Origin of the sequence: Roseovarius gahaiensis (assembly GCF_011601345.1) — a bacterium.
Taxonomy (GTDB): domain Bacteria; phylum Pseudomonadota; class Alphaproteobacteria; order Rhodobacterales; family Rhodobacteraceae; genus Roseovarius; species Roseovarius gahaiensis.
Genome location: NZ_JAAORB010000032.1, coordinates 13040 through 37019, shown reverse-complemented (window position 1 = coordinate 37019; position 23980 = coordinate 13040). Strand labels below are relative to the sequence as shown.

Genomic DNA, 23980 nt, shown 5'->3' with positions numbered 1-23980 from the left:
TGACGACGTCATCCGGCAGTACCTGGAATTACATTCCTCCAAGTGATGCCTCCGGCGTCAGCCGGTGGTCCTTCACTTTATTTGCAACGATTTTGAGATAGTTAGTCGAATGAACAGGGCGGTGAGGGCAAAAGTATAGGCCCATTTTTCGAAAGTGTTCTGGCGTATTAAGCAACGCTCTAAGAAATATAGACCCAGCATGGTTTTACGCAAAGCGCGTAATTGAGAGGACCATATGCGCATAATGATTGCAGATGACCATTCGCTTGTCCGCGAAGCTATTGCGGCAATCCTGCAAATCAACGACTTCTCGGATGTCGTTTTTGCAGGCAGTCTCACTGATGCGGTTGACCGGGTGAGTGAGTTTGAATCGTTTGATCTTATTTTGCTAGATTATAGCATGCCGGGAATGAACGGGCTTGACGGTTTGTCGAAGATGATCGCGCTTGCCGGAGATTGCCCTGTCGCGATCCTCACCGGGGTGGAGTCGCCCGATCTTGCACACAAGGCTCTTGAACTGGGAGCGGCGGGTTTCATTCCCAAGACCATTAGCGCACGGTCGATGATGTCGGCTATTAAGTTCATGGCCGACGGCGAAAAATACCTACCCATGGAATTTATGAAGGCCAAACACACCGAGGCCGACGGGGGGTTAAGCAAGCGTGAAATGGAGGTTCTCGAAGGTATTTGCGAAGGAAAATCCAACAAAGAGATCGCCATTGACCTTAATCTTCAGGAAGTGACGATCAAGCTGTACGTCAAGACCCTGACGGGAAAACTGAACGCGCGTAACAGAACGCATGCCGCGATGATCGCTCGGGATCGGTCGCTTTTCTAGCCGAACAGAAATGTTAATGTGCGACCGGGTGGGGTAACCCGTGTTGGGTTGCCCATTTCCACCGAATTTGAGGGCAAAGCCAGTGCCGATGACCCGATCGAGCCCCAACCGAACACCGGCTTTGATGATGGCGTGCGGCTGTTGCCGTGTGCGCTGGTCGCTGCGGTGATGGTCCATCGCGGACCACAACGGAACCAACTTTCATTTTAAGTGGCCCAATTTTTGAGGGGGGTAAGTTCCCACAATTTCAGCCAATGTCGCACTCGATTAACCAAGGTTAAGGAAGACTGTCAGCGCTGGCATAAAGTTCAAGACATTGCGGTGTCAGGGAACAAGAATGCGTCACGAGGAGCAGGAAACGGCCAAGGCATTTCTGTCAGAGCCCCAAAGCTACGGGATGACGCCCACCGTCGAAAGGATCGACACCCATATCTCGCATCTGTTTTTGGTGGGCAAACGGGTGTTCAAGCTCAAGCGGGCTGTGCGTCTTCCCTATCTCGATTTCTCTACCCCGGAGCGGCGGCTTGCCGCCTGCGAGACGGAGCTGCGCCTTAATCGCCGCACCGCGCCGGAGCTTTATCTTGGGGTGCGCCGCATCACAGCGGGTGCAGATGGGCCGGAATTCGATGGGGCAGGCACCCTTCTTGATGCGGTGGTCAAGATGCGCCGCTTCGATCAGGACGCGCTGTTTGACGCGATGGCGCAGCGCGGGGCGCTGACATCAGGGTATCTTGATGCCTTGGCGCAAGAGATCACCGCGTTGCATGCGACCGCTCGGGTGGACGGTGACGCCGATGGCGTCGACAACATCAGATCGGTCCTGCGCGTCAACGCAGAGGCCTTCCAGCAAAGCACCGTCTTTTCCAAGGATGACATCGCCCGTCTTGTTGCGGCCTTCAACCGCGCACTTGAAACCCATGCCGCGCGGCTGGACACACGGGCGCGCGCCGGCCAAGTGCGACGCTGCCACGGTGATTTGCACCTTCGCAATATCTGCCTTTATGAGGGGCGTGTCCGGCTGTTCGATTGTCTTGAGTTCAACGACGCGCTTGCGACCGTGGATGTGCTCTACGATCTGGCGTTTTTGGCCATGGACCTTTGGTATCGCGGCCTGCGGCGCGAGGCGTCGCAGGTTGTGAACCGCTATTGCGACGCATCAGGGCAGGAAGACGGGTATGTGCTGTTGCCGTTTTTCACGGCCCTGCGCGCCGCGGTGCGCGCGCATGTCCTTGCGACACAGGCCGAAACGACGGAACAGTCGCGCAACACGCTGGCGGAAGAGGCACGCGCCTATTTCGATCTGGCCGAGCATCTGCTTATGCCCAAACCCGCGCGTCTGGTGGCCCTGGGTGGGCTCAGCGGATCGGGCAAGTCGACGCTTGCCGCAGCGCTTGCGCCACATCTGGGCCCTGCGCCGGGGGCGCGGGTGATCGGCAGCGACCGTACACGCAAGGCGATGTTCGACACAGCCCCGGATTATCCGCTGCCACCCGAGGCCTACAGCGCCGAGGTTTCTGCGCAGGTCTATGCCGCGATGGCCGCCCGGTCGCAGCGTCTGCTTGAAGATGGCGTGAGCGTGATCGTCGATGCGGTGCACGACCGCGCCGAGGATCGCGCCCGGATCGCGGCCGTGGCCGCGGCAACCAGCGCGCCGTTTGACAGGGTCTGGTTGCAGGCCGATCCCAAGGCCCTGCACTTGCGGCTGAAGACACGCGATCCCGGCGCGTCGGATGCCGATGCAGATGTATTGGCCAAGCAACTTGCCCGCGCGCCGAAGGCGACGGACTGGCAGACCGTTTCAACCGGTCAGACTGTCACGGACAGCCTGACCGGGATTCTTGCGACAGTGACCAAGGACAGGAATAAGCCCTTGCTCACCCAGTGACACATAATCGCCCACGCTATGGCCACGACGTGATCCGGCCCCCGACAGGAGACTGACAATGGCTCAAGACACCAGCAAAATCCCCACCCTGAAAAAGGCGTTGCAGCAGCCTTGCACGTTTCGCGACATGACGCTCGCGATGGAGCCGATGCCGAATTACAGCAGCACCCCGGATGGCCCGAACGGAACCCCGATCGCGTTTTGGGCGTCTTGGGATCTGGCGGATCGTCCGCGCCGGATCGCGCTGCTTTTGGATGATTGTCAGGAAGAGTATCGCGCCTATGCCGAGGGCATCCTGCCCAATATGGTCCGCCTCGTTGATACGTTCCGCGCGGCGCGTGCCCAGAGTGACGGGGTCTGCATCGCCTGGAGTGCCTGGAGCCGGCGTTTTGATGATGGAATATCCAACGCCATGGATCGCTGGTACGGCCCAAGGGGCCTGCGCCCGACACCCCGGAAAACGCGGCTTATGTCTTTACCGGTGGCCCCGGGCTGGACCCGCTGACCGAGATTGCGCCAACGGAAGATGAGGTTGCAGATGGCTGGTTCTATCATGGCAAGCACCTCGACATGTTCTGGACATTCGACAAGGACGGCGTCTCGTATCTCGACAAGATGCTCAAGGCGCATGATATCGACACGATCGTCATCATCGGGCTGTGGACGGATGAATGCGTGCTGAGCACCGCTTATGCCGGCAATTCCCGGGGGTATGACGTGGTCGTGGTCGGCGATGCCGTCGCGACGGCGACGGCCAATCAACAGACCGCGCTTCAGGTCGCCAACAGCACGGTCGCCAAGGTGCTCTCGACCGGGGATGTGGTTCACTACATGCAAAACGACTTTGTCACGGGAGAGCCGGGGGCAGTGAAGGGAACGCGCTTTGCCGATGGCCGAAAGGAAAGGTGACAGGGGCGAACAGCGTGGCAACGGGGCGGCAACCGGCGCTTTCGATCACCTGCCTGTGTCACTCAGAAGTCTATGTGCCCGCATGCGACCGGGCGGCGGAATGCAAACGCAACAGGGGCCGTGCCAATCTAGCCCATGACAGAAAAGGCATGCTGCGATGTCCATGAAGAAAGGCTTAATGTATGGCGCGGGTCTAATCGTGCTTCTTGGGGCCGGGTTCCTCTATTGGGGGATGACCTTAAAGGACGGCCCACCACCGGGAATCGCAACAGCAAACGGCCGGATCGAGGCAGAACGCGTGGATGTGGCCACGAAATTCAGCGGTCGCCTGACAGAGATCATGGTCAGCGAGGGCCACCGCGTCGAAGCGGATCAGGTGCTGGCCCGGCTTGACGATACGCAGCTTCAGGCGCAGCTGCGCGAGTCGCAGGCCAAGCTTGGCGAGGCGCGTCAGGCGCTTGCGGAACGTCGCGCAATCCTTGCGGAAAAGAAAAGCACCCTGACCTTTGCCGAAAAGGAACTGTATCGCGCCGAAGAACTGGGCGCGCGTGGGTTTGCACCTGAGGAAAGCATCGACTTGCGCCTGTCAAAAAAGCAATCAGCCGAAGCGGCGGTCGACTCGGCCAAGGCGGGCATCGCTGCGGCAGAGGCGCGGATCGAGGCGGCGCAGGCCACGGTTGACCGGCTGCGCGCGGATCTGGAGGAATACGCCCTGCGTGCCCCGCGTGCGGGGCGGGTGCAGTATCGCCTTGCCGAGACGGGTGAAATGCTGTCGGCGGGTGCACGGGTTCTTACGCTGCTGGATCTAATGGATGTGGTGATGACCGTCTATCTGCCCACCGGTGCCGCGGGTCGGTTGCGCTATGGGGCCGAAGCACGGCTGGTGCTTGATGCGGCCCCCGACTACGTTATTCCCGCCAGCGTCAGCTTTGTCGCCGGTGAGGCGCAGTTTACCCCCAAATTCGTCGAGACCGAGGAAGAGCGCGAGAACCTGATGTTCCGGGTCAAGCTGCGCATCCCGCCCGAGATTCTTGCCGACTATCAGGATGTGGTGAAAACCGGTGTCCCCGGTCTGGCCTATGTGCGCGTCGATCCGGAGGCAGAATGGCCTGCCTCTCTGGCTGTCCGGTTGCCCGATGTCGACTGAGCCGATCACTGTCGATATGGCGGATATCAGCCACCGCTACGGCGCGACCACGGCGCTGGACGATGTCAGCCTGCGCTTTGCGCAGGGCGATATGGTGGGGCTGATCGGCCCGGACGGGGTGGGCAAATCCACGCTTCTGGGGCTGATGGCCGGGGTCCGGCGGATCCAGCAAGGCCGGGTCAAGGTGCTGGGCGGTGACATGGCCAACCCTACGCATCGCGCCGCAAGCTATCCGCGCATCGCCTACATGCCGCAGGGTCTTGGGCGGAATCTTTACCCGACGCTGTCGGTTTACGAAAATGTCGATTTCTTCGGACGGCTGTTTGGTCAGGGCCCGTCAGAGCGCGAAGACCGTATCAGGGAACTGTTGGAAAGCACCGGACTGGCCCCGTTCGCAGCGCGTCCGGCCGACAACCTGTCGGGCGGTATGAAGCAGAAGCTGTCGCTGTGCTGCGCTCTGATCCATGACCCAGACCTGCTGATCCTTGATGAGCCGACAACCGGCGTCGATCCCTTGTCGCGCAAACAGTTTTGGCAGCTGATCGACCGCATTCGCGCGCGCAGTGACGGCATGACAATGGCCATCGCCACCGCCTACATGTCCGAGGCTGAACGTTTTGACCACGTGGTCGCGATGGATGAGGGCCGGGTTCTGGCCAAAGGCACACCGCAGGATCTGCGCGCCGAGGCCGGGGCGGATACGCTGGAAGAAGCGTTTATTGCCTTCCTGCCGGAGGAAAAGCGCGAGGGTCATGGATCGGTGCACCTGCCGCCGCGCGACCAAACCGAAGACCGCGCCGCCATTAAGGCCGAGGGGCTGACCAAGCGGTTCGGCGATTTCACCGCCGTTGACAACGTCAGCTTTGAAATCGGCAAGGGCGAGATTTTTGGCTTTCTCGGGTCCAATGGCTGCGGCAAGACCACCACGATGAAAATGCTGACCGGCCTTTTGGACCCAACCGAGGGTCATGCACAGCTTTTTGGCAAGTCGGTGGACAGCAGCGATCTGAAGACGCGGCGCCGCGTTGGCTACATGTCGCAGTCGTTTTCTTTGTATGCCGAGCTGTCGGTGCGGCAAAATTTGGTGCTGCACGCGCAGTTGTTTCAATTGAGTGCCGCACGGCAACGCGCGCGGGTGCGGGAATTGCTGGACCGGTTCGAGCTTGAGGACATTGCCGACAGCCGTCCCGGCAATCTGCCGCTTGGCGTGCGCCAGCGTTTGCAACTGGCCGTGGCCGTCCTGCACAAGCCCGAGATGTTGATCCTAGACGAGCCGACTTCCGGCGTTGATCCGGTGGTGCGTGACAGGTTTTGGGAAATGCTGATCGCGCTGTCGCGCGAAGACGGGGTGACGATCTTCATATCGACCCATTTCATGAACGAGGCCGAGCGCTGTGATCGCATCTCGCTGATGCACGCGGGGCAGGTGCTGGCCGTGGAGGAACCGGATGCCCTGCGCCGTGAGCGCGGCGCGGACAGTCTGGAAGAGGCGTTCATTGAATACCTCGAAGAGGCTGCGGACGACCAGACAGCGACCAAGGCACCGGCACCCGACCGCCAACAGCACCGAGCCAAAGGTCGACGCGGCCTGATCTCCTCGGCCCGGATCTGGGCCTTTGCCCGCCGTGAAGGGATCGAGCTTGGGCGTGATCCGATCCGATTGACCTTTGCCCTGCTGGGGCCGGTGATTTTGATGATCGCGGTCGGTTTTGGAATTTCCTTTGATGTCGAAAACCTGTCCTACGCGACCGTCGATCACGATCGCAGCGCCGAAAGCCGTGCCTTGGGGCGTCAGTTTTCCAGCTCGCGCTATTTCCAAGAGTCTGCCGAATTGAGATCCGCCGCCGAGATGGCGGTGCTGCTGCGTAGCGGGGATGTCGCGCTGGCCCTCGTCATTCCCCCCGATTTTGGCCGTGACCTACTGGCCGGTGAGCGGCCCGAAGTGGCGCTTTGGCTGGATGGATCGAACACGGTGCGCGCCGAATCCGCCCGGCGCTACGCCGAGGCGACCTTTACCGGCTTTCTGGCCGAGATGTCTCAGACCGAAACCGGACAGCGGCCCGGCCTCTATCCCGCGACCATCGAACCGCGATTTCGCTATAACCAGAGCTTTGATTCAGCCTATGCGATTCCGCCCGGCGTCCTGATGATGATGCTGATCATGATTCCGACGATGATGACCGCCTTGGGCGTCGTGCGGGAAAAGGAAATGGGCTCGATCACCAATCTCTACGCGGCCCCGGTGCGCAAGCTGGAATTTCTGATCGGCAAACAGATGCCCTATATCGGCGTCGCGATGATCAGCTTTGTCATACTGGTCGGCATGTTGCTGTCGGTGTTTGGCCTGCGGATCGAAGGCAGCCTGTTGGCGTTGGTGACAGGCGCTTTGCTTTACACGGGTGCGGCCACGGCGTTTGGGCTGGTGATCTCGACCTTCGTGCGCAGCCAGATCGCCGCGATCTTTGGCAGCGCGATCATCGTGATCATCCCGACGGTCAACTTCTCGGGCATGCTCTATCCGGTGTCCACGCTGGATGGCGTTGCGCGCATGATCGGCGAGGCGTTCCCGGCGCTCTACTTTCAGCGGATCAGCACGGGGGTGTTCAACAAGGGGCTGGGCCTTGGTGATCTATACCTGAACCACCTGATCCTTGCGGGGTTCTGTGGCTTGTTCCTGATGCTTGCCAGCGTGCTGTTACAAAAGCAGGAGGCATGACAGGATGCGCAGCCTGCATAACATCTACCGTCTAGGTCTGAAGGAATTATGGAGCCTGTTCCGCGATCCGGTCCTGATGGCACTGGTCGTCTACACGTTTACCGCCGCAGTGTATGCCGTTGCCCATGGCGTGCGCACCGAGGTGCGCAATGCCGCGATTGCCGTGGTCGACGAGGACCGCTCGACCGTGTCCAACCGCGTCCGCGCGGCCTTTCTGCCGCCTTATTTTCAACGCGCCGCGCTGATCGGGATCGAGAAGATGGGCCCGGCGATGGATCAGGGGCGCTACAGCTTTGTGCTGCATATTCCGTCGGGTTTCGAGGCCAACTTGCTGGCCGGACGCCAACCCGTGCTGCAACTCAATGTCGATGCCACGGCGATGACGCTGGCAGGCAATGGCACCGCCTATGTCACCCGGATCGTGCAGGATGAACTGGCCAGCTATCTGTCAGGGCAGGGCACGAAGACCGCCCATCCGGCCAGCCTCGTGCCCCGCGCGCGGTTCAATCCAAACCTTCAGTCACAATGGTTTTTCGCCGTGATGCAGGTGATCGGGAATGTCACGATTCTGGCCGTCGTGCTGTCGGGCGCTGCGGTGATCCGCGAGCGTGAGCACGGCACGCTTGAGCATCTCATGGTGATGCCGGTCACCGCACTGGAAATCATGCTGTCCAAAATCTGGGCCAACGGGCTGGTGATCGTTGGCGCGGCTGTCCTGTCGCTGGTGCTGGTGGTCGAGACGCTGATGGGCATCCCGGTGCCGGGCTCGATCGCGGTTTTTGCCAGCGGGGCGGCGGTCTATTTGTTTTCGGTCACGGCTCTTGGGATCATGCTGGCGACTTTCGCAACCACGATGCCGCAATTCGGCCTGCTTGCGATCCCGGTTTTCGTCGTGCTCTACCTGTTGTCGGGCGGGGTCACGCCGCTTGAGGCGATGCCAGAGCCATTGCGCAGCCTGATGCACCTGTCGCCCGCGACGCATTTCACCAGTTTCGCCCAAGCGGTCCTCTACCGGGGGGCGGGATTTTCACTGGTCTGGATGGACCTGCTTGCAGTGATCTGCATCGGCGCTGTCTTTTTGGGTTTTGCGCTTAGCCGTTTTCGTAAGACGATGGCGGCGGCACGATGAAAAAAGCCCGTGTCTTGCAGCCGATGGCAGCACAGCGCACCATCCCGACCACATTGCCGATGCGGCCCGCAACCGCAGGCCACCGACAGGAACAGGACATATAGCATGACGCCCATTCAGTCCCGCAACGTCGAGAAGGTGCTTGAGGATCTCTCTGTCGATCCGGATAGCGGCCTTGATGAGCGTCAGGTTGAGCGGCGGCGCCGCGAACACGGTCGCAACCGCCTGACCGAGGCCAAAACCGCAAGCCCTTGGACAATATTGGCAAACCAGTTCAAGAGCTTGGTGATCGCCATTCTTGGCGGGGCCGCCATCGTGTCCTTCGCGATGAACGAAATCGTGCAAATGCTCGCCATCCTTGCCGCTATCCTGCTGAACGCCGCTATCGGGTTTTTCACCGAATGGAAGGCTGTGCGGTCAATGGAGGCGTTGCGCAGTCTGGGAACGGTTCAGACACGGGTGCGACGGGACGGGCAGAGTGGCACCGTCGATGCCGAGACCCTCGTGCCGGGTGACATCGTGTTGCTGGATGCGGGCGATGTGGTGACGGCGGATTTGCGATTGATCGAATCCAACGGGCTGACCTGTGACGAGTCGGCCCTGACCGGCGAATCCGTTCCGGTCACCAAGACATCGGATGCGGTGGACCAGACCGCGCCGCTGGCCGAACGCGCCTCGATGGCCTTCAAGGGCACGGCGGTCACGGATGGCAGCGGCACAGGTGTCGTGGTTGAGACCGGGATGCAAACCGAACTGGGCGGCATAGCCCAAATGACCACCGATGCCGAGCAGGAGGTGAGCCCGCTTGAAAAGCGGCTGGACCGGCTTGGGCGCAATCTGGTGGTGCTGACGCTGCTTGTAGCAGCGGTTGTGGCTTTTCTGGGGGTGTTGGGGGGCCGGGATATCGTGTCGATGCTTGAAACCGCGGTGGCGCTTGCTGTCGCCGCCGTGCCCGAAGGCCTGCCGATCGTGGCCACGGTGGCACTGGCGCGCGGCATGTGGCGGATGGCGCAGCGCAATGCACTGGTGGAACGGCTGGCGGCGGTCGAGACACTGGGATCGACCAGCGTGATCTTTGCCGACAAGACTGGCACTCTGACGCAAAACCGGATGCGGGTGGCGCGTCTGGCGTTGCCGGGTGACGATGAGGATATCGCATGGGCAAGTGATAAGCGGCCCGATAGCCCACCGGTGCTGGCCTGTCGGCTGCTTGAGGTGGCGGCGCTGTGCACCAATGCCGAACTGTCCAAGACCAGCGAAGGCGACAAGCCGGATGCGGACGTAGAGGACACCCATGCAAAGGACCAACCGAACGGCACCGGCAACCCGATGGAAATCGCCCTACTGCACGCCGCCGCCGCAGTGGATATCAGGCGCGATCAGCTTCTTGAAGATCACCCCGAGGAGCGCGAGGAAAGCTTTGATGCCGACACCAAGATGATGGCGACCTTTCACAAGGCCGAAAGCGGTTACCGCGTCGCCGTCAAGGGCGCGCCCGAGGCTGTGCTGGAGATCGCCACGCATGTCGCCACGCCGGACGGTGAGGCCGAGGCACTGTCGGATCGGGGCCAAGGCGAATGGGCAGACCGCGTTGAGGCGCTGGCAGGGCAGGGGTATCGCGTGCTGGCCTTTGCGGAACGGCAGGTAGAGAGCCTTGACACCGACCCCTATGAGGGGCTGACCCTGCTGGGGCTTGTCGGTTTGGCCGATCCCCCCCGCAGTGACGTGGCGCAGGCCATAGACCAATGTCACCGGGCCGGTATCAAGGTCATCATGGTCACTGGTGATCAGCCTGTCACCGCAGCGGCGATTGCGCAGGATGTTGGGCTGGCGGATGATCCGCAGGCAATGGTGGGCCGTGACCTGCCGCAAACGAACGGGGATCAGGGCGAGGACACACAAGACCGCCTGACCGAGTATCAGGTCTTTGCCCGCGTATCGCCTGCGCAAAAGCTGGACTTGATCCGGCACTGGCAGGGCTCGGGGGCGGTGGTGGCGATGACGGGGGACGGCGTGAACGACGCGCCCGCGCTCAAAAAGGCCGATGTGGGCATTGCCATGGGCCAGCGCGGCACCGATGTTGCCCGCGAGGCCGCCGATATCGTGCTCAAGGATGATGCCTTTCCCACGATTATCGTGGCGATTGAACAGGGGCGCACGATTTTCGAAAATATCCGCCGCTTTATCGTCTATCTTCTGTCGGGAAATCTGGGCGAGGTTCTGGCGGTTGGCCTGTGCGCCGTCATCGGCGCGCCGCTCCCACTTTTGCCGCTTCAAATCTTGTTCATCAATCTTGTGCTCGACGTCTTTCCGGCATTGGCCCTTGGCGTCGGGGGAAGCCCTGCCGACATCATGGACCGCCCCCCGCGCGATGCGAAGGAACCAGTGCTGACGCGGCGGCACTGGATCGCCACGGGCCTTTGGGGCGCGCTAATTGCGGGGTCGGTGACGACGGTGTTCTTTGTCGCGCTGTGGCAGGACATGGGGCAGGACGCCGCCGTGACGATCGGCTTTCTCACCTTCGCACTGGCGCGGCTGTGGCACGTTTTCAACATGCGCGACGCGGGCAGCGGCCTGATCCGCAACTCTGTCGTGCAAAACCGATGGGTCTGGTCCGCGATTGCCCTGTCGGCGGTATTGGTGGCCGCCGCCGCATGGCTTCCTGGGCTGACGACGGTTCTGGGCGTGGTGCCGCTGGAGGTGTCGGGATGGCTGTTGGTTTTGGGCGGCAGCCTTGTGCCGCTGGTGGTTGGGCAAACTGTGCTGAGCCTTGTGCCCCGCGCGAAGCCCTGAGCCAAACGAAAACCGCCCCGGCCTACACCGGGGCAGGTTCGAGCCCTGCAAATAAAGCCCGTTTACCCGGCATCCTGATCGTCGAGAAGGAAGCTGATCTTGGCGTTCACCCGGTAGCTGGTAATCTGGCCGTTCTCGACGGCGGCATTCATATCCTTGATGTAAACTGACTTGACGTTGCGCACCGATTGCGCGGCCTGCGTCACCGCGTTTTGCGCGGCATCCTCGAACCCCTTGTCGGATTCGGCTAGCACTTCGATCACCTTAAGCATGGACATCTTGTATTCTCCTTTCGGTTTCGTTTCGGTATCGGCCCAAAGGTTGCTGGAGCTTGCGACACACGCGCATGGCGGTCCACGACATGAGCCGGGGCCGGGAGGTGAGGTGTTTCCGGACTGCGGCCCGTCACACGGGCGTTGCGTGGTCCGATTTGGCGCGCGACGCGGCCGCGCCGCCCTTGGGCTTGCTCGGCGCTTTGCCCTGATCGGTTCCGGATGATGCCGCATCCGCTGGCTTGGTCTCGCTTTGCGGGGTGGCGGCCAGTTGCATGGGCTGCAGGCACACTGTCATCCATTCCCGAAAGTCTTCTGTCAGACGCTCCAACGATCCGCGCTGCCATTTGGCAATTGTCTGTATGGCGGCTACGGGGTCTGGTGTGTCTGAGGAATTGATTTCGTTCAGGGCCTCAAGGCCGGTGTCGAGCGCCTCTTGACGACGTTCAAGCCAGTGTCGGGTGAAGGTCTCGGCTTGTTCAAGCATGCCTTCCTGGACCTTCGTCACCTGCTCGAACTGGGGCTTTGCCGCCGCGTTCAGATTGAACAACGCCTGAGTCTGGCGCGCGAGATCGGTCATGTCTGTCTGAGGTTTATCCTTGGCCATGACGTGTCTTCCTTATCGATATGATTTCGGTAGTCTTGAACCCTTATCATTTGAACACTTGCTTACGGGTGTCGGCATTAACACACGTCAATTCGTCGGGGCAGGGAGGGAAAACAGGCCATGGGCTATCAAAATTTTGGTTCAAATGGTACATAAAACACCGTCTGGTTGTATAGATTCGGGCCCTATGGTGTGTGTTTGGGGAAAAATTGAATAGGGTTCAGCCTGTCAGACGGCTGGATTTTGTTTTGAAACATTCGGTCAAGGAGGCTTTGCTATGCTCAATACGTCTTCTGAGTTCAAAAATGCCATGCGACGCGATCAACATGCCGTGAACAAGGGAACGATCCTGAAAAGCGAAGGCGATGAAACGCATGCCCGGCTTTATGTCGAAGAGGGGTGGCTGGCCGCTTCGAAATCGCTTGAAGATGGGCATCAGCAGATCATCGAATTCATTCTGCCCGGCGAAACGTATGATCCGACCGCCATGAACGGCAAGACCAGCTTTTTGCAGATCGAGGCGCTGTGCGATGCGGTGATCGCTCCCATCGGCAAGACCGCGTGGGCGCGATGGCTCCAAGAAGATCCTGATCTGCGAAAGTCCGAACGGCTGCGTGATCTTGCGGCGCAGGCCCGGCAATCGGAACGCATGCTGCGTCTTGGTCAGGCAAGCGCAGAAACGCGTGTCGCCTACGTCCTTATCGAGTTATTCATACGCGTTTCCGAGGGCGGCAACCAGTGTCACGGCAAGTTCCATGTGCCGCTCAGTCAGCAGCAAATCGGCGATTTCACCGGGCTCTCATCCGTCCATGTCTGCCGAACCCTGCGACGTCTAAACCGGGCCGGTGTCATCAAGACCGGCGATCGCATGGATATCCTGATCGAAGATCTGCCCAAGCTGGCGCAGCTTGCACAAGTCGATATTGTGGCACTTCGTGACGAAATCACAACCGATGCCGCGTGACATTCCGGATCAGTTGGGCATGTCGCGGGCGCGGGCTTCGCTGATTTCGCCAAGGGCCTGTCCGGCCAGTTCCTCGGACACATGTTCGGCAATGTCGCCAACCGACAGGATGCCAACCGCAGCACCCGATCTGTCGATCACCAGCAGACGCCGCACCCGGTCCTCACCCATTACCGCCGCCGCTTTGGCCGCGTCCTGATCGGCGAAGCAGGTGATCACATCGCGCGTGTAGATGTTCCTGATGTTGGTATCTGGCCTGAGGGCTGCGCCGCCGGCGGCCAATGCGCGTATGACGATATCGCGGTCGGTTACGATGCCGATTGGCCTTCCATCCTGAAGCACCGGCAACGCACCCACACCATTCGCGCGCATCTGTTCGGCCGCGTCGCAGATCGTGGTTTCGGCGGTTGCACTGATTACCGGTGAGGACATGACGTTCCTGACCAGCATGGTCGAATTCCTTTCCGTCTGTTTGATGTGACACGCTCTGGTCGCATCCATATCTATGGGCCCAAAAATGGACCATCGCGTTGGTGATGTCATTAATCCGGGTCAATGCGCGGGGCATGATCGTTGTTCAATCTCGGGTCATGACTGTGAGGGGGCCATGAAACATCGTTCGCTCTTCGAGACGCCGTCGCCCGCATTGACGATGGAAGATGCTAATCGCATCCTTGATGCGCTTGGCCCGATGCCGGCAGAGGTGCTGGCGGCCATGGTCGATTACGGGCTGAGCGACCATGAAATCGGTCGTTACTTCAAGCTGCCGCATGACATGATAGCCAAGTTGCGAGAGCACTGGGGGATTAATGGGAACGCCTGATCACGGTCAGCGCGTCGCGGCGTCATCGTCGGCACCAAGCACACCTGTTCCTTATGCGTGAGGAGTCGTGTCGATATTGACCGTTCCGGTCGCGGTTGAAACCGCCACAGCGCAGGCTGGAAATGCCCGCGTTCAGGGGCCAGCACCCCTATTTCCTTGCCCCCCATCATCGCCTGTTGCGGGCCGCGACCAGCCCGGCGAGGGCCGCCGAGGCGTGGCGTTCGCTCGCGCTGTCGGCCCGGCTGGTCAGCGCGATTGGGACAGCTGCCCCAAGGGCGATCCCTGCCGCCTCGGCCCCGGCCAGATAGTCAAGGCTTTTGGCCAGAATGTTGCCGGCCTCAAGATCCGGCGCGATCAGGATATCGGCCTGACCCGCAACCACAGACGTGATGCCCTTGATGCGTGCCGCGCCCTCGAAGACCGCGTTGTCCATGGCAAACGGTCCGTCAACATCGGCCCCGGTTATCTCGCCGCGTTCGGCCATGTCGCGGATGTTGCGGGCGGCCACGGTCGAAGGGATGTCCTCCGTGACCGTCTCGACCGCTGAAAGCAGCGCCACCTTTGGCTGCTGAATGCCGATCGCATGGGCAAGGTCGATGGCGTTCTGCACGATATCGCGCAACGTATCCAGATCAGGGCGGATATTGACCGCAGCATCCGAGACAAGCAAGAGGCGCGGATAGCCCGGCACATCTTCGACAAAGACATGGCTCATGCGGCGGGTGGTGCGCAGTTCCTTGAGGTCGATCACGGCCCTCAGCAACGTGTCGGTATGAAGGCTGCCCTTCATCAGCGCCTGACATCCGCCATCGGCGGCAAGTTGCGCCGCCGCGCGGGCGGCTTGTTCCGGGTCAGGCGTATCGCGGATCTCGACACCGGACAGATCCACCCGCGCCTCGTCGGCGGCAGTGCGTATGTCGTTCTGCGCTCCAAACAGGACCGGCTTGATCAGACCGGCGCGCGCGCTGCTGATCGCGCCTTCGATGGACGGGGCATCGACCGGGTTGACCACGGCCATGCAGACCGGACCCTTCTCACGGGCAAGATCCTCGATATGCGCGAACCTGTCGGGCGCGTGCCCCGGCTCAAGCGCGACCGGGCGACCGAATGGGCGTGATACGTGTTTGTCCGGCGCGATTACCCCGATCCGCCCCGACAGGATGACCGTCCCGTCTTCGCGGCGACACTGGCAGTCAAGCTGCACCTTGCGCGATGCGGCATCAAGCGAGGCGATGGTCACTTCGGCAACCGCCATATCGCCCTGTTTCAGCACCCCGGAAAAATCCAGCGACAGGCTGTCAAGCCGTGTGTCCGGTCCCGGAAACCGGGCAATGATCAGGGTGACCAGTAGGGTCACGGCAATCCCGCCCTGCGCAAGTGCTGCGCGAAAATCCGGGTCCGAGGCCAGCGTGCGGTCAATGCCGTGGTCCGTTATCTCGGCGGCGTGGGTCGTGAACCCGCGCATATCGCCAACCGACACCCGACGTTCGATCTTTGCCCCGTCGCCCGGCTTCAGGCTGTCAAAAGGCCGGTTTGTGATGGTGTCGGGCGGGCTCATTTCTGGAACACATAGGTGCCGGGGGCATCCTCAAGCGGCCGATATTTACCCTTGCCGGTGCCCATCTTCGGCGGTGTTGTCTTGCCGCTTGATCGTGCGTTCAGCCAGTCGACAAGCGCGGGCCACCACGATCCTTCATGTGGCTTGGCCACGGTTTCCCACGTCTCGGGCGGGATGTAAGGATCATCCTGATCCGTGGTGTGGATGTGAAACGATCGCCCTTTGTGCCCCGGTTCGCTGACGATCCCGGCATTGTGGCCGCCGCTGGTCAGCACGAAGGTCAGCGACGGCTCGGTCAGCAGGTGTAGCTTGTAGACCGACTGCCACGGCGCGATGTGATCCGAGGTGGTCGAGACACAAAACAGCGGCACGTCGATCGCGTCGAGTGTCACCGGCTTGCCGTCGATGTGGTATTGTCCCTGCGCCAGTTCGTTGCCCAGATAGAACTTGCGCAGGTATTCGCTGTGCATGCGGTAGGGCAGGCGCGTCGCGTCGTCGTTCCATGCCATCAGGTCGAACATGTCCTGACGTTTTCCCATCAAATAGTCATGGGTGTAGCGCGACCAGATCAGATCGGTAGAGCGCAGCAATTGAAACGCCCCCGCCATCTGTTTGGTATCCAGATACCCTTGATCCCACATCATGTTTTCCAAAAACGTGACCTCGCTTTCGCTGATGAACAGCTGCAATTCGCCGGGTTCGGTAAAATCGACCTGCGTGGCCAGAAGGGTAAGCGAGGCCAGCCTGTCCTGTCCGTCGCGCGCCATCTGCGCGGCCTTGGCGGCGATCAACGTGCCGCCCAGACAATAGCCCATGGCATGCACCTTTTGGTCGGGCACGATCGCCCCGACCGCGTCAAAGGCCTGCTCGATTGCATCAAAGTAATCGGCCATCCCCATGTCGCGATCTTCTGCCGTGGGGTTGCGCCAAGATACCATGAACACCGTGTATCCCTGATCGACAAGGTGCCCCACCAGCGAGTTGTGCGGGCTGAGATCGAGGATGTAGTATTTCATGATCCACGCGGGAATGATCAGGATCGGCTCGGCCTGCACGCTGTCGGTCTGTGGGGCGTATTGTATCAGTTCCAGCAAATGCGTGCGGAACACCACCTTGCCCGGCGTCGTTGCCACATCGCGGCCGGGCACGAAATCTTCTGCGCCCACCGAGGGTTTCCCCGAGACGGCGCGTTCCCAATCCTGCAAAAAGTTCTGCATCCCGCGCATCAAGTTGCCGCCGCCCTCATCAAGGGTTGCGCGCGTAACTTCAGGGTTGGTGGCGATAAAGTTCGAGGGCGAGACCATGTCGAGCATCTGGCGGGTCACGAAGGAGACAACATGTTCATCGTGTTTGGTCACGCCGTCGATGTCGCAGGCCGCATTGTACCACCATTGTTGGGTCAGCAGAAAGCTTTGGTGCATCAGGTTGTAGGGCCAGCGCTGCCAGCTTTCGTGATCGAACCGGTGGTCATGCGGCAGGGGTTCAATGCAGCCCGGTGTGTTCGGGTCGCGGGCAAGCTGATTCATGTAGACGCCAAAGCGCATCGCCTTGCGCGCGGCCTTTTCGGCCAGTTGCACCTGTTTGCCGGGGGCACCCATCAGATGCGCCCCCCATGTAAAGAACGTGGACGCCATGCCATACGGCGTCACCCCCAAAGTAAAGCGTGCCAGATGCGCATTGGCTGCGCGGTCAAGGCTTTTGGTGCTGTAGCGATCGGGCATCTCAAACGGGGAAGGATGGACAATTTCTGGCGGCTCCGGCGCAAGCTCGCCGCAGGCTTCGGCGTGCTCGTCGGGTGTTTCCTGCTCATCCTTTGTCGCCTGTGCTTCTGGTTCAACGCTGTCTGCGCTCTTGCGGTTTTTTGTCTTCGGTTGGGTCTGTTTCCGGTTGTCAGGCATCGGAACCTCTCATTTTGCATAAAAAGATGGCGGTAAGGATGGCTAGCCCATGTGCAGGCCGCCATTCACCGGCAATGTCGCCCCGGTGATGAAGGCCGAGTCGTCCGACGCGAGGAAACGCACGCAACGTCCGATCTCATCCGGGTCGGCCAGACGCGACATCGGCACCATGTCCAAGATGCTCTCGATCATGTCATCCGGCACCGCCTCGACCATCGCCGTGTCGGCATATCCGGGCGCGATGGCATTGACGGTGATGCCCTTGGCGGCAGATTCGCGGGCCAAGGCGCGGGTGAAACCTTCGACACCGGCCTTGGCCGCGCAATAATTGGTCTGGCCCATTTGGCCGCGCGCGGCATTGACCGAGGAAATGTTGATAATGCGTCCAAAGCCGCGGTCGCGCATGCCGCCGATAACCTGCCGGGTGACATTGAACATCGCGCCAAGATCAACGCCGATCACCGCGTCCCAATCTTCCCGGCCCATCTTGTGAAACATGACGTCCCGGTTGACCCCGGCATTGTTCACCAAGATGTCGAGCGGCCCAATCGCCTCTTCCACATCTTTCAAACCCTGTGTGCAGGCGTCGTAATCGCTCACATCCCATTCAAAGACCGGTATCCCGGTCTCATCCGCAAAGGCCTTGGCCCGGTCGCCTGCGCCAAGATGGGCAGCGGCCACGGTCACGCCTGCGTCGGCAAGGGCTTGCGCCGCCGCCGCGCCAAGCCCCTGCACGCCACCGGTGACAAGCGCGGATCGGTTCTGGTTGGTCATGGGCATTGTCCTTTCTGTCGTTTTTCTGCGCTCTCCGGGAAAATCAGTCGGCGCGCTTCAGCAGCAGGGCAATGCCCTGACCGCCGCCGATGCACAGCGTTACCAAACCGCGCCGGATACCGTCGCGCGCCATGGAATGCAGCAGCCGGGTGGTCAAGACTGCCCCGGTCGCCCCGATCGGGTGGCCATGCGCGATGGCGCCGCCTTCGACATTGACGATGTCCTCGGACAGGTCCAACCCATCGGTTACCGCAATGGCGATGGCCGCAAATGCCTCGTTGATCTCGGCGCGTTCCACATCGCCTGCCGACCACCCGGCGCGGTCAAGCGCCTGATGAACTGCAGGCAACGGTCCAAGGCCGAACATCCCCGGCTCGACCGCACCTACGCCGCTGGCCACAAGCGTCGCGGCAACCTCGAGGCCGTGTTCGGTGGCAAAGCGCGCCGTCGTGACAATCATCGCGGCCGCGCCAGAGTTGAGCCCCGGCGCATTGCCAGCGGTGATCGTGCCGTCCTCGCGGAAGGCGGGGCGCAGCTTGGCAAGCCCCTCGGCGGTGGCGTCAGGGCGGTTCGATTCGTCGTCCTTGAAGTCCGACTTGCCCGATTTCGACGTGACCTCGACGGGCAGGATTTCATCCGCGAAATGGCCGGCTTCCTGCGCCTTGGAAAACCTCTGATGCGACCGCGCCGCCCAAGCATCCTGCGCCTCACGGGAGATGTTGTGCTTGGCGACCAGATCCTCGGTGTGCCAGCCGGAATGCTTGCCGGAAAAGGCGTCGTTCAGACCGTCGCGCAACATCGCATCGTCAATCTTGCCCGGCCCCATCCGGTAGCCCCAGCGGGCGCGATCCAGCAGGTAAGGGGCCCGGTCCATGTTCTCCATGCCACCTGCGATGACGCAGTCGGCCTCGCCCAGCCTCACGATGCGGGCGGCAGAGGCAATCGCCTCGGCCCCCGAGCCGCAGACCCGGTTGACGGTCATCGCTGGCACATCCTTGGGAAGCCCCCCGTTCAGCGTGGCCTGCCGCGCCGGATTCATGCCGGTGCCTGCCTGGATCACGTTTCCGAATACCACAGAAGACACCTTGTTCGGCGCAAGGCCGCTGCGCCGCAGCACGCCTCCGATAACCCGCGCGCCGAGATCAGCTGCGGGGATATCCTTGAGGCTGCCACCGAACTTTCCGATCGCCGTGCGAACGGGATGGCAAAGAACAATGTCGGACTCTTTCATGATGCGCCGCCTTTTGGTCTCGAATGGTCGATCAGGGCTTTCACGAAGCCTGCAAGAGGTGAGGCAGACTGGACCGAGCGGTCTTGGGTTCGCTTCACCCGGTCGGGGCTGCATAGACGATTTTCACAAACCCCGGCATGACGGTCATCAAAGCAGACCCAAGCCGCCGCAGGATTCGCTGGACAGACTAGGCCGATGGCGGCCCAACACCATTAACCCGGGTTAATGTTGGCGCGACCGCGGATCGATAGGTTCAGAATCGAAATCGACCCGCGGTCGGCGTGCGCAATAGCCGACTGCCTACGGTCCCTGCACGGGCAGCGTCATGCGATGGCGCAAGGCGAACATATCGCACCCGTCTTTCGACCGGCGTCATGTCTTGTGTGGCAAGCGGCGCCGAGGGGACGTGATGGAGGTTATGGGATATGGTTACGAAAAATTTCGTGCTTCTCAGCGATGCAGCCCCTACCCAGACGAAATCGGGGCAGGACAGTGCGCCGGGGCGGTATGAATTCCGCGTCTGGCCGCATGACATGCCGCAGGCGGCGACGATACTACAGCAATCTTGGCCGCTGGTCGGCGCGGAACGGCGAACAGATATCTATCTGCTGACCGAGCACAGCCCTTTGACATTGGTGAAACTGCGCGCCGGGAATCGGCTGGAAGTGAAAAGCCGGGGCCGTGATCATGGTCCGTTACAGCATTGGACCCACCAAGCCTATCCACTGTTCCCGCTTCCTCTTGCAGACCTGCAGGGCTTGGCAGAGGCGTTGGGCCTGACGGGCTTGCCGGCTGATGCAGGGCGGTCTCCGGGTCATCTTGTGGCCCGGCTTGGCGATACGGCCCCTGCGATCATGCCCATGACGGTCAGCAAGTCGCGGCTGCTGTTCCGCAAGGGCAGCAGCCGCGCCGAGATATGCCGTGTCACCGTCGCGGGCTGGAGCCGGCTGACCCTCGCGATCGAGGATCCCGATCTCGACAGCGCGCGCGCGGCCCGCAACGTTCTGCGCCTTGGGCGGATGCCAAATCGTTCATACGGAGATGTGCTTTGCCGGCGACGGCTTGCCGCCGCACAGGCGCCCCTCACTTCACATCCGGTAAACTGAAAGGATCGCTTTATGAAACGTCTCGACGGGAAAACCTGCATCGTCACCGGTGGTGGCAATGGCATTGGCAAGGCCACCTGCCTGCGATTGGCCAGCGAGGGCGCGTATGTCGCCGTTACCGACATCGACGACGGGGATGCGAAATCGGTCTGCGAAGAGATCACGGCACAGGGCGGCACGGCCGAGTCTTGGCCGCTTGACGTGGCCGATGCCGACGCCGTGCATCAGGTTTTTGATGCGGTCGCCAAAAGGTTCGGCCAGATCGACGTTGTGGTGAATAATGCCGGTATCTCCGGGGTCAACACGCCAACGCACGAGATCAGCGAGGAAGAGTGGCGCAAGGTGATTGATATCAACGTGAACGGCGTATTTTTCAGCACCAAGGCAGCGATCCCCCACCTGAAAAAAGCGGGCGGTGGCAGCATCGTCAACCTGTCGTCGATCTATGGGCTGGTCGGTGCGCCGGATCTGCCGCCGTACCACGCCTCCAAGGGCGCGGTCCGGCTGATGAGCAAGACCGACGCGCTGCTATATGCCAAGGAAGGCATCCGCGTAAACTCGGTTCATCCCGGGTTTATCTGGACACCGCTTGTCGAGGGGCTGGCCAAAAGCTCGGACGAAGGGGTCGAGGCGTTCCGCAAAGCGCTCGACGATCTGCACCCCATCGGCCATGTGGGCGCGCCCGAGGATATCGCGGCGGGCATTGCCTATCTTGCCTCCGACGACGCGAAGTTCGTGACCGGATCGGAGCTTGTGATCGATGGCGGGTATACCGCGCGCTAGGTCTGCCCGGCCAATAAGGGCCAGACCCATCCAAGTTTTACTCAAAAAGGACAAAGGAAAAATTCAGATGACCACAACGATGACACCGAACCACCGCACATTGATGGCCAGCATGCTGGCCCTTGCGCTTGTTCTCGCTCTGCCGCTGGCGGCGCAGGAGACGTCGCAAGAATCTCAGGACACCGAGCGCGTGACCGCCGAGGAGATCCAAGCCGAATTCGACGAGGCATTCGACACGATCCGCGCCTTTTCCGAGGACCAGCGTGACGAAGCCGTCGCGGCGATGCGCGAGACGCTGTCGCAAATCGATGCCGAGATTGCCGAGCTTGAACAACAAGCGCGCGAGAACTGGGCCGATATGTCAGACGCCACCCAAGAGCAGACCCGCGAGACGCTGGAAGCGCTGCGCGAACGCAGGAACGAGTTGAGCGAGGCGTTCGGGGCCATGCAAGAGGGCGGCAAATCGGCCTGGGGCGAGGTGCAGGACGGTGTCGCCAATGCGTGGTCCGAAGTGAAGGGCGCATGGAACGCGGTCTTTGACGCCTCTGATAATGACGGGGACGATTGATTGCTCGCACTGAGCAGGAAGGACAGCAGATGACAGATCAGGATATGATTCATGATACCGCCCCGCGCGGGCTTAGGACATGGCTTTGGATCGCGGGGATTGTCTCAATTGTCATGGGGGGCGCTGCGGTGCTGTTTCCCTTTGCCGCGACCCTAGCCGCAGAGTTGGTCTTTGGTGCAATCCTCGTTGTCTCGGGGATAGTGGAACTGGTTCGGGCCTTCGCGATGCGGCACAACGGCAGCTTGGCTTGGAACGCGTTGTTCGGTCTTGTGGCCGTGGTGGCAGGGGCGATCCTACTGGCATGGCCGTTGCAGGGCATGGTGACGCTGACAATCGTTCTGGGCGTCTTTTTCCTCTTGGGCGGTGCGTTCAAGCTGGTTGCAGGCTTTGGCCTGCGGCCGTTTCCGGGTTGGGGCTGGATTGGGTTTTCCGGTGCGCTGTCGGTTTTGTTGGGGGTCTTGGTGTTATTTGGACTGCCCGGCACCGCGCTATGGGCCGTTGGGCTGCTGGTTGGTATTGATCTGATCTTTCTTGGAGTCGCTGAAATCGCGATGGCCTCTGCCCTTGCACGAGAATGAGCCGACCCACCCAGACGGCAGAACCGTGATCCGCGCAACACGATAGGCCCGCCGCCGCACAGGCAGAAAACAGCGCGCCATCTGCTGTTAATAGTCGACTATCCTGATAGCCGCTACCGTGCGCCGCCCCACAAGGGCGATCAAAGTTACGGCTGGCAGGGACGCGGCCGCAAGGAACATGGCAGGCGCGCCGAACGCGGTGGATGCAACCCCCGCCAAGGCAGGGCCAAGCACGTTCCCGGCGGCCGTCGCCAGAAGGGCCGCCGTAAAGCTGAAGGACGGTAGCGCCGGGAAAAGCCGCTCAGACCAAAGGGCAAGCACCGCGCTGGTCCCCATCACGTGCACCCCTTGCAGGCCGGCTGATACGATCAGACCAACCCAGCTTCCGGGCGAGATCGCGATGACGGCAAGAGACAGCGCGCCCGCCAGCATCAGGGATCGCACAAGCCATGGCAGCCCGATCAGATATTGCAGACGCGCAGTCAAAAGACCGGTCAATCCAAACAGACCATAAACCACAAAGACAAGCGCCGGTGTCGTGTCTTTGGACAGGCCGGGAATGCCGCCCACCTCGGCCATGTAGTCAACTGCAAACGCGATGTAGATCGCCGAAGTTGCGCCGAAAACGAAGGCGATGGCGAAAAGGGGGGCCGCGACAGTTTGCAAAAGGCTGGTCCATTTTTGAGCGGACCGCTTGGCCGGTGCCACCTCGTCAATCTGACGCAAAACGGCATAGTTGCAGGCCAGACCAATCAGCGCGGCAATCGCGAAGATCATCCAGCACAGCCGCCACGAGATGCCCGCATGGACCATCCATAGCGCGGCCAGCCCGGTTGCGAAGATGCCAACACTGGTGCCGCTGCTGATTTCTGACAAGGCGCTGGCGCTATCGGCGCCCTCGATTTTGCGATGCACCGCATCATTGAAGGGCGTCCAAGCAAAGCCTGCGCTTGACGCGGCCAGAAAGACACCAACGGCAAGGACGAAGACGTTTGGCGCGATTGCCACCGTCGCCAGCCCTGCGCTTGCCGCAGCCAGACCGAAAAGGACCGGTGCCGCCGGCCCCTGCCGCGACAGCATCCATTGCGCCGCCAACAAGCCGATGAAAAACCCCGTAAAGCCAAGACTGGAAACGAAACCGACGGTCGACGTGGACATCGAAAAGGCAGACCGGAAATCCGGAACGAACAGGCCAAAGCCCATCCGGGCGGGGCCAAAGCTTATGGCGGTCGCAACAAAGCCAGCTGCAGAAAGACTGTGAAAATACGTGATGGTGCGATCCTCGGTCTTGACCGGAATGTCGCCGTCCCGGCCCATTCAGTTTCAATCCAAAAGGCCCGGCAGGTTGGGAAGACCACAAAAGATGGGCCTGCCGTTCATATGCCGGCGCATCCCGGCAGT

Annotated in this window: 22 protein-coding genes; 14 read left to right on the top strand and 8 right to left on the bottom strand. The window is 61.1% G+C overall.

Annotated elements, in window-relative coordinates; genetic code table 11:
- The first annotated feature begins 244 nt into the window (after positions 1–244).
- From HAT86_RS13225 to HAT86_RS13190, 8 genes are all read left to right on the top strand, one after another.
- The gene (locus tag HAT86_RS13225; RefSeq protein WP_331272549.1) at positions 245–838 is read left to right on the top strand and encodes a response regulator transcription factor; all 594 of its coding nucleotides are present in this window, start codon (positions 245–247) and stop codon (positions 836–838) included.
- A gap of 337 nt (positions 839–1175) precedes the next feature.
- Positions 1176–2723, top strand: coding sequence for a bifunctional aminoglycoside phosphotransferase/ATP-binding protein (locus HAT86_RS13220; protein WP_167198611.1), 1548 nt, complete (start codon positions 1176–1178; stop codon positions 2721–2723).
- Between the two features lie 58 nt (positions 2724–2781).
- Positions 2782–3228, top strand: a complete 447-nt coding sequence (locus tag HAT86_RS13215) for a hypothetical protein (RefSeq protein ID WP_167198608.1) — start codon at positions 2782–2784, stop codon at positions 3226–3228.
- Positions 3126–3632: an isochorismatase family protein gene (locus tag HAT86_RS13210; protein WP_167198616.1), complete on the top strand. Its 507-nt coding sequence runs from the start codon at positions 3126–3128 to the stop codon at positions 3630–3632. The genes HAT86_RS13215 and HAT86_RS13210 overlap by 103 nt, the downstream gene beginning before the upstream one ends.
- A 163-nt stretch (positions 3633–3795) precedes the next feature.
- Positions 3796–4779: an HlyD family secretion protein gene (locus HAT86_RS13205; protein WP_167198605.1), complete on the top strand. Its 984-nt coding sequence runs from the start codon at positions 3796–3798 to the stop codon at positions 4777–4779.
- Positions 4769–7495 (top strand): ribosome-associated ATPase/putative transporter RbbA, encoded by a 2727-nt coding sequence (gene rbbA / locus HAT86_RS13200; RefSeq protein WP_167198602.1) that lies wholly within the window; start codon positions 4769–4771, stop codon positions 7493–7495. Before HAT86_RS13205 ends, rbbA begins: the two co-directional genes overlap by 11 nt.
- Positions 7496–7499: 4 nt before the next feature.
- A complete protein-coding gene (locus HAT86_RS13195) occupies positions 7500–8624 on the top strand; it encodes an ABC transporter permease (RefSeq protein ID WP_167198599.1) in 1125 nt (374 codons plus the stop codon).
- 105 nt (positions 8625–8729) lie between these two features.
- Positions 8730–11417: a cation-translocating P-type ATPase gene (locus tag HAT86_RS13190; protein ID WP_167198595.1), complete on the top strand. Its 2688-nt coding sequence runs from the start codon at positions 8730–8732 to the stop codon at positions 11415–11417.
- A 62-nt stretch (positions 11418–11479) separates the two neighbouring features.
- Here HAT86_RS13190 and HAT86_RS13185 read toward each other — a convergent pair whose 3' ends face one another.
- Together HAT86_RS13185 and HAT86_RS13180 are read right to left on the bottom strand one after the other, a co-directional pair.
- On the bottom strand, positions 11480–11695 hold the full coding sequence (locus tag HAT86_RS13185; protein ID WP_167198591.1) for a dodecin family protein: 216 nt from the start codon (positions 11693–11695) through the stop codon (positions 11480–11482).
- Between the two features lie 127 nt (positions 11696–11822).
- Entirely contained in the window at positions 11823–12296 is a 474-nt protein-coding gene (locus tag HAT86_RS13180; protein ID WP_167198588.1) for a phasin family protein, read from the bottom strand.
- Between the two features lie 277 nt (positions 12297–12573).
- Here HAT86_RS13180 and HAT86_RS13175 point away from each other — a divergent pair, with 277 nt between their 5' ends.
- The gene (locus HAT86_RS13175; RefSeq protein ID WP_167198586.1) at positions 12574–13260 is read left to right on the top strand and encodes a Crp/Fnr family transcriptional regulator; all 687 of its coding nucleotides are present in this window, start codon (positions 12574–12576) and stop codon (positions 13258–13260) included.
- 9 nt (positions 13261–13269) lie between these two features.
- Here HAT86_RS13175 and HAT86_RS13170 read toward each other — a convergent pair whose 3' ends face one another.
- Complete coding sequence (locus HAT86_RS13170) at positions 13270–13710, bottom strand: CBS domain-containing protein (protein WP_167198583.1); 441 nt, start codon at positions 13708–13710, stop codon at positions 13270–13272.
- Between the two features lie 157 nt (positions 13711–13867).
- On the opposite strand from HAT86_RS13170, the gene HAT86_RS13165 reads away from it, so the two are divergent.
- The gene (locus HAT86_RS13165) at positions 13868–14083 is read left to right on the top strand and encodes a hypothetical protein (protein WP_167198580.1); all 216 of its coding nucleotides are present in this window, start codon (positions 13868–13870) and stop codon (positions 14081–14083) included.
- 166 nt (positions 14084–14249) lie between these two features.
- On the opposite strand, the gene HAT86_RS13160 is transcribed toward HAT86_RS13165, so the two are convergent.
- From HAT86_RS13160 to HAT86_RS13145, 4 genes are all read right to left on the bottom strand, one after another.
- Positions 14250–15641, bottom strand: coding sequence for a bifunctional enoyl-CoA hydratase/phosphate acetyltransferase (locus tag HAT86_RS13160; protein WP_167198577.1), 1392 nt, complete (start codon positions 15639–15641; stop codon positions 14250–14252).
- Positions 15638–17362, bottom strand: a complete 1725-nt coding sequence (locus HAT86_RS13155; protein WP_231125909.1) for a PHA/PHB synthase family protein — start codon at positions 17360–17362, stop codon at positions 15638–15640. The genes HAT86_RS13160 and HAT86_RS13155 overlap by 4 nt, the downstream gene beginning before the upstream one ends.
- A 219-nt stretch (positions 17363–17581) precedes the next feature.
- Positions 17582–18313, bottom strand: coding sequence for an acetoacetyl-CoA reductase (phbB, locus tag HAT86_RS13150; RefSeq protein ID WP_167198570.1), 732 nt, complete (start codon positions 18311–18313; stop codon positions 17582–17584).
- Positions 18314–18356: 43 nt separating this feature from the next.
- Positions 18357–19544 carry a thiolase family protein gene (locus HAT86_RS13145; RefSeq protein ID WP_167198568.1) on the bottom strand — a complete coding sequence of 396 codons (1188 nt, stop codon included), beginning with the start codon at positions 19542–19544 and terminating at the stop codon, positions 18357–18359.
- Between the two features lie 425 nt (positions 19545–19969).
- On the opposite strand from HAT86_RS13145, the gene HAT86_RS13140 reads away from it, so the two are divergent.
- The 4 genes from HAT86_RS13140 (at position 19970) to HAT86_RS13125 (ending at position 22579) form a co-directional block, all read left to right on the top strand.
- Positions 19970–20650 (top strand): hypothetical protein, encoded by a 681-nt coding sequence (locus tag HAT86_RS13140; protein ID WP_167198566.1) that lies wholly within the window; start codon positions 19970–19972, stop codon positions 20648–20650.
- A 12-nt stretch (positions 20651–20662) separates the two neighbouring features.
- On the top strand, positions 20663–21433 hold the full coding sequence (locus HAT86_RS13135) for an SDR family NAD(P)-dependent oxidoreductase (protein ID WP_167198564.1): 771 nt from the start codon (positions 20663–20665) through the stop codon (positions 21431–21433).
- Positions 21434–21500: 67 nt separating this feature from the next.
- Entirely contained in the window at positions 21501–22001 is a 501-nt protein-coding gene (locus HAT86_RS13130) for a sll1863 family stress response protein (protein ID WP_167198561.1), read from the top strand.
- Positions 22002–22030: 29 nt separating this feature from the next.
- Positions 22031–22579, top strand: a complete 549-nt coding sequence (locus HAT86_RS13125; RefSeq protein WP_167198558.1) for an HdeD family acid-resistance protein — start codon at positions 22031–22033, stop codon at positions 22577–22579.
- 87 nt (positions 22580–22666) lie between these two features.
- Here HAT86_RS13125 and HAT86_RS13120 read toward each other — a convergent pair whose 3' ends face one another.
- Positions 22667–23896 carry an MFS transporter gene (locus HAT86_RS13120; RefSeq protein WP_167198556.1) on the bottom strand — a complete coding sequence of 410 codons (1230 nt, stop codon included), beginning with the start codon at positions 23894–23896 and terminating at the stop codon, positions 22667–22669.
- Positions 23897–23980 lie beyond the last annotated feature (84 nt).